Source organism: Aphanizomenon sp. UHCC 0183, assembly GCF_009712065.1.
Taxonomy (GTDB): domain Bacteria; phylum Cyanobacteriota; class Cyanobacteriia; order Cyanobacteriales; family Nostocaceae; genus Dolichospermum; species Dolichospermum heterosporum.
Genome location: NZ_VILC01000056.1, coordinates 24,805 through 32,248 on the forward strand (window position 1 = coordinate 24,805; position 7,444 = coordinate 32,248).

The following is a 7,444-nucleotide window of genomic DNA, read 5'->3' on the forward strand; positions in this document are numbered from 1 at the left end:
CCCCCCACTCCCCCACTCCCACTCCCCCAACTCCCCCACTCCCCCAACTCCCTTACGTATTACTCAACTTCAGCGAGCGCCTCTAAATGAAAAGCCACATTTTTCAGTGCCATTTCAATTTCGTTACTATAAGAAAGACTTCTCCATCTTGGTGTTGTGGCATAGTCTAAGGCATTTGTATCCAAGTATTCTGCAAAAATTACCAGTTTTTCGGGGTCTGTTGGGGCTGTTGCCAACTTTGCTAAAAATTCTTGAGGTGTCATAGATTTGCCAGGAAAGAATAAAAGTCTCATGAATCGGTCAATTCTATGAGCATAAGTGCTACGATCCCCAAAAATCTGTTCAAAATACTCAAATATTGGTAATTGGTAATTTTTTTTTCATTTCTCCTGACTGGGCTGACTGGGCGCAGGCCCTGCGCCCCTACTTCCTGACTCCTAACTTCAGTACATAACTCAATGTTTCCAGTAATTCTTGATTAGTGTAGGGTTTTAATAAAATCGCAGGAACTTGATTTTCATTACTTGGTTCCAGCATATTTTGAATATTACGTCCACTACAAGCAATTATTTTGACTTGAGGATTGATTTTTTTCAAATTGGAGATAGCAGAACTTCCATCCATTTCTGGCATCATCATATCCATCAACACTGCTCTAATTTGCTGTTTGTACCGTGCATAAATAGCGATCGCCTCCATCCCATTTTTAGCAGTAATAGTTTGATAATTGTAACTTTCTAAAATATTTTTCGTAACTTCCAGCACTTGGGGTTCATCATCTACCACCAAAATTAACTCTCCCCGTCCTGGATACATTTCCCCATAATCCGGTTCTAAAGCGATAACTTCCTGATTTACCGATGGTAAAAATACTTTAAATTTACTGCCTTTCCCCACTTCACTATCAACATTAATAAAACCCTTGTGACTTTTAATCGTTCCTAGCACTGTTGATAGTCCTAATCCTGTTCCCTTGCCAATATCCTTAGTAGTAAAAAATGGCTCAAATATTCTTTCTAATATTTCCGGTGGCATCCCCGTCCCCGTATCTTCCACGGTAATCACAATATAATTTCCCACACCAGCATAATGATTTATCCGTCTCATCTCTTCACTAATATACAAATTTTCCGCAGAAATAGACAGATTGCCACCATTAGGCATAGCATGACCAGCATTAACCATTAAGTTAATTAATACTTGTTCCAGTTCATTCTTATCCCCAGATACCGTCCATAATTTTGGCGGGAGATCGGTGAAAAATATGATAGATTGAGGAAAAGAAAATGTTTCCTTAGCCATCTGAATAGTATCCCTAATCAAATCACTAATCTGAATAGTTGTATATTGAATCTCTACTCCCTTAGCAAAAGATAAAAGTTGTCTTACCAAGGCTGCCCCTTTTTTAGCATTATTCTCAATAGTTGTTAGCATTGGCAAACAATTATCTTTATCTAACGAAGGTTTACTTCTAAGCAATTGAGCATATCCTAAAATCGGTGTTAAATGATTATTGATATTGTGAGCAATCCCACCAGCTAAAGTCCCAATACTTTCCATTCTTTTAGCATGAATTTCCATCTGTTGAGCGCGGGAAAACTGCTCTTCTAGTCTTTTCTTTTCAGTAATATCAGTATCTACCGTGAGAATAGATTTAGGTTGTCCATCACCATCTAACATCAATGTCCAACGACTTTGAACAATAATTAGTTGATTCGATTGTGTACGTTTGCGTAATTCACCCTGCCAACTTCCCAATCTCACTACAGTTTGCAGAGGAATGATCTCTTGCTCATGGGAAGTTGAATCATAAAAAATATCCTTGGGATTCTTGTCTAAAACCTCCTGACTTTTCCACCCATATATCTTCTCTGCACCCTGATTCCAAAAAAGAATTTGGGCTTGAAAATCACGGACGAAAATTGCATCAGTTGCAATATCTAAAAGGGCAGCTTGTTCAGAGATTTGCTGTTCAGTTGCCTTCCGTTCAGAAATATCTCTAGTAGTACCAATCATCCGCATCGGTTCACCATTTTCATTACAGTAAACTTTTCCCCTAGAACTCAACCAATTTAGGCTACTATCACCACAAACGATCCGATACTCACAGACGAAATCAACTTTTTTCTCAATAGAGGTAATCACACATTTTTGAAACCGCTCACGGTCTTCAGGATAGACTAACTTGAGAAAGTCTTCACAATTAGGAGATAGAGTATCAATAGGTAAACCATACATTAAACCCAAATTAGGAGACCAGAGAGTTTTATTGGTTTGGATATGCCAATCCCAGATTCCAATTTTACCTGCTTCCAGTGCCAATGTGAGTCGGGCTTCACTTTCTTGTAAGGAATCTTGAATCTCTTCTCGTTCCACGATTTCCTGTTGCAATCGCTCATTAGCAATCACTAATTCTGCCGTGCGTTCTTTTACCCTGGTTTCCAAAACATCGCTATTTTGACGGAGCGCTGCTTCTAATTTTTGGCGTTCACGCAGTGCAGCTTGCTGTTCGCTAATATCAGTTATTGACCACAATAACCCGGTTATTTTACCTTCACTATCAGATATAGGATTTACTCTGACACTAGCAGAAAATAGCGAACCTTTGCGAGGCTGGAAATCTATTTTCCATTCCTGTAAATGCTGTATTTTTTTTAAATGGGACATGAAATGAAAGCGGTGTTTTGCAACAATAAACACCACTAATGGCTTGCCAATCAGATGATTTTGACCTACAGATAATAAGGATGCTGCTCCATAATTAGCTTGCTGAATTATACCTGAACTATCAGTTACTAAATAACCATTAGGTGCAAATTCAAATAGATTTTGATAACGTTGCCGTTCTGCTTCAGTAATTTCACGGGAATAGATCAATTGTTCATTTTGTTGCCGCAGTTCTTCTTCTGCAATTTGCAGTTCTTCTAAGGTTTCCTGAAGTTGCAGATTAATTTCTACACTATCAGCAACCTCTTCTTTCACCCATTGTTGTAAACAATTATAAGTTTGCCAGCAAATTACTTCTAATTCTTGATTAATTGCTGTGTGTTTTGTATTAGAATCTCCGAGATTTTCCTGTAATGCCTCAATCACACCCACTATTTTTTCTATATTTAAGCTTTGTAGTAAGTCTTTTTCATGGACAATACCAATTAAGTTTTCTTCGTCATCTACTATAGGTAAATGTTGAATATCATGCTGATTTAAAAGTGCCAACACGGTTAAAATATGCTCAGAATCTGATTTTTTGAGGGTAATTGGTGGCTGATTCATCACATCCGCCATTTTCACTGCTGATAGGTTAGTATTTGAGGCAACTACCCTTAGTACATCCTTAATCGTCAAAATTCCTTGTAATTTCTTGCCCTCTACCACCAAAACATAGTCTTTTGCTTCTTGGGTTAAATGACTAACTGCAACCTGATTCATCAATTCAATAGCATCCATTACATAACTATCATGACCAATAGTTACAGGAGAATAATCAATAATTTGATGTAAACTAGGTAAATCAATTAACTTCTCATTCAGTCCGTCAACTAATGGGTTTAATGGTTTTGTCTGATCAATAGATACTTCTGTAACTAATTTCATATCAGTAAAATATGGTAATAATGAGTTGATTTATACATTAAAAACTGTTCAAACAACCTCTAAGGGACTTCCAGGAAATAAATTATCCCAATAAATAAATGAACAAACGAACCACAGAGGCACAGAGAACACAGAGAGAGAAGAAATAGGGAGGGTTTTTGCGTTAGTTTTGGGACATTTTTTTATTTGGAAGTCTCTAAGAGTAAGCCACAAAATTATGTTCACCTACTTAAGTTGTCTGTGAAGGCAGGGAACAGGGAACAGTTTTAGCTATTTCACAAAACGAAATATATTTTAATTTTTCTCCACCCACTTAATAGGGATAAGTAGGTGAACACAATAAAACCAAACTGTGTAAAGAAATGTAAAATCGCCCAAACCCTCTTCACTCTTGCCTCTTGCCTCTTGCCTTTTGCCTTGCCATAACGACAATTTTCAACGCTCACCTACTTATTGTTTAAATCTTAATCGTATGATCAAATTGTATACTTGAAAATTTATATATAACCAATAAGTCGTGAGACAGAATTAATTACACAATGTCATTGCGTAAGCGTTGCGTGTCGTTAGCCATATGTGACGAAGTGAAATGAAGCAATTCCAAGGGTTGTGATTGCTTCCCTTCGCTCGCAATGACTGTAACCCTACAAATCAAGGCTTTTTCTAATTTGGACAAGGTATTGAGACATATTTTGGAAAATTGGCATTTTTTTTTGTGGAGTTCCTTTGGGATTATAGCACATCTTTGACTTAGTAGTGATTAGTTACAATAAAACTTTAGTTAAATGTAAAGCGCAATTATAAATATTGTATTCATTGCACCTTCGTCTAGGAGTTTAGATTGAGAATTCCTAAATCCCTACTGATTCCCCCTGATTACTCCTAATTCCTGTTTTAATTTAATCACTTGTGTTATCACAGATAAAAATAACTCACGCTGTATAATTAACCCATCTTCTCAATCAATACCTTAGCCATTTTCTGTAGGTTGGGTTAAGCCAAAGCGTAACCTAACGCATTTATTAAACTTTATGCTATGGCTGGGCAACGCTAAGGCAAACAATTTAACCTACAAATCAAGGCTTTTTCAAATTTCGACAAAGCATTACTCAATCAAACAATATTTTGATTATTGGCGAGTAGTTCATTTATATTAGCTAAATCAGAGATATATGTGGCAACAACAACAAAAAAATCCTGTAATTATCAAACTGGCCTTAGTAATGGCTATAGTTACCAGTCCAATGGTAGCAAATTTCTTAATTTCCCTACCCATCCAAGCAGAATCCACGAGTGAGACTCCAGATTTTCCCCTACCAGAAAAAGTAGAAAATGGGACTGTAGTTAAAGTTGATAGTTCTCGTAACTCCCTACTTGTCAACCAACGCTTAAAAGAAAACTTTGAAACCCAGTTTTCGGGAACTAAAGTAGAAATTGCAATTAACGGCAATGAAGATGCTGTAAAAGCGGTTTTAGATGGTAAAGCTGATGTAGCATCCCTTGGTCGCAAACTCACTCCAGAAGAAAAAGCACAAGGTCTAAAAGAGGTGCTAGTGCGTCAAGAAAAAATTGCCATCATTGTTGGTATGAATAATCCCTTCTATGATGGCTTGACTACTGAGCAATTTGCTAAGATTTTTCGAGGAGAAATTACAGATTGGTCAGAATTGGGAAATGCCAAAGGTAAAATTAGATTTATAGATCGTCCCTTCGATAGTGATACTCGTAATTCCTTTAGTGAGTATTCAGTATTCAAGTCTGGACAAGTATTGACAGGTACTAATGCAGTGCAACTGGTGGAAGACGACACACCTAACATTGTTGAAGAATTAAGTAATGACGGCATTAGCTATGTGTTAGCAAGTCAAATTTCTAAACTACCGGATGTGCGGGTATTAAAAGTACAAGATTTTTTGCCAGATAATTCTAAATATCCTTTTTTCCAGTCTTTTGTTTACGTTTATAAAGAAAATCCCAGTCCTAAAGTTAGAGATTTTCTAGGTTTTGTTTTAGCCAAACCAGGAGAAGAGTCTATAAAAGCGGCTAAAGAAGCAGAAGCAATTGCTATTGCAGCCATATCCATACAAACTATGTCTCTGCCTGTGGCTAATATCTCTACCACCACCCCTTCAGAAATTCCTTTAACAACTCCTTCAGAAATACCTACAGCCACCCCCACAGTAACTCCTTCCGTTTCTCAAAGTCCATCTTTAGTAACACCAACGCCTGAAAAATTAGTTATACCCGAACCTCAAGACGCTAGAAGGGAAATACAGTTGATAAACCTCTTTGATAATCCCTCTATGATTACCAAAAATATGAGGTTTTTATTACTAATGCCTTTATTACTAATTGCGGGATTCAGTAGCTTTTTGCCATTGTGGTTGAGAAGAAGAAAGCGAACTGCCAGCAGCAGCGCTTCACTACCGATTGAAAAAGCACAGACATCCTCAAATCAAGAAAGTGATTCTCTGCCAGAGACAATGTTTACTCTGTCAGATTCAGAAGCATTTGCATCAATATTATTAAATAGTAATGGGAATAGTAATGGTAATGGACTTAATGGTGCAAATTACCACAAAAATGATGATGACCAGGGAATAACGTCAGTGAGTAATATAGCCATTATAGATGTACCAGAGACCACTTACCCCAATAATCAAATTCAGGAAATGTCTGAAATTAATCTTGATCTCAACTACGATGAAGTGGCTTGGGAGACAGAAGACCCTGTTATTGTCGTCAATAGTTACTTTCCACAAATCCCGAATATTCACCACCAGCCAATTAATGCAGATATTTCCAGCAAGGAAGTCAGTAATATTCCATTAGCAGCACCAGAAACGCCTGTAATTAAATCTAATCAAAAGACTACATCCTTATCAGAATTACTTGGGATGCTCCCCACACCAGTTAAGCCATATAACAGCATAACAGAAGTTCTCAACCTAACCCAAGCACCTCAACCAGTCAGCCAATCACCACAAACTGAAGATTTATTATCTGATTTATCATCTGACTTACCATTCGAGTTAGGGGAGGCTTTAAACGCCATTACTAGTGAAATTACCTTCAATACCCCGGAGATAGAAGAAGAGATATATCCTACTCCCTTGCCTCTTCCAGCTACAAATGAAGCTATAGCAATGGAATTAGATGCTGAGATAGAAGCCTGGACTAATATTAATCCCATCAATGCGACTGGAAATACTAGAATTATTTTCACACCCCGCACTCCCAAATGGGCTTACCTATCTTGGTATATTTCTGAAGATCATCAACAAGCATTACACAATCAAGGATTTACCATGTTGGCTATCCGGGTCTATGATGTTACCAATCTTGATCTGAGCTATCAGCGTCCTCAGTTCGATGCACAATATGAATGTGAAACCGCAATCAATGATCGTTATGTACCTATTTCCAAAGGTGAACGGGACTACATGACAGAAATCGGTTATGTGAATCATGATAATCAGTGGTTGTGTTTAGCGCGTTCTGGAACAGTTCGTATTTTTAGTCGTCCCAGTACAGATTTCTGGGTTATCGTTGATACAGAATTGGTTCTTCATGGTGCTACAGAAGCAGGTGCAAATGTCACTATTGATGGTCAAAAAGTCAAGGTCAATCCTGATGGTACATTTAAGTTAACTGTCCCCTTTGTGGATAATTCAGTTGACTATCATATAATGGCTACTTCTGCTAATAGAGAATATAGGAAAACTATTGATCAGAAGTTTTTCCAAGAACAAAAAGAGGGTTAGAATGTAGGTTGGGTTAAGGCTTTGCGAAACCCAACAAAACCCAATATGTTTGATGTTTAAATGTTGGCTATACTGAAAACGGTTCA

At 37.4% G+C, this 7,444-nt stretch carries 3 protein-coding genes; 1 reads left to right on the plus strand and 2 read right to left on the minus strand.

Annotated elements, in window-relative coordinates; genetic code table 11:
* Window positions 1–59: 59 nt before the first annotated feature.
* Together FJR37_RS17585 and FJR37_RS17590 are read right to left on the minus strand one after the other, a co-directional pair.
* Window positions 60–263 carry a hypothetical protein gene (locus FJR37_RS17585; RefSeq protein WP_027403642.1) on the minus strand — a complete coding sequence of 68 codons (204 nt, stop codon included), beginning with the start codon at window positions 261–263 and terminating at the stop codon, window positions 60–62.
* 160 nt (window positions 264–423) lie between these two features.
* Window positions 424–3,594: a PAS domain S-box protein gene (locus tag FJR37_RS17590; protein WP_168466662.1), complete on the minus strand. Its 3,171-nt coding sequence runs from the start codon at window positions 3,592–3,594 to the stop codon at window positions 424–426.
* A gap of 1,172 nt (window positions 3,595–4,766) precedes the next feature.
* Here FJR37_RS17590 and FJR37_RS17595 point away from each other — a divergent pair.
* Entirely contained in the window at window positions 4,767–7,358 is a 2,592-nt protein-coding gene (locus FJR37_RS17595; RefSeq protein WP_168466663.1) for a substrate-binding domain-containing protein, read from the plus strand.
* Window positions 7,359–7,444: the final 86 nt, after the last annotated feature.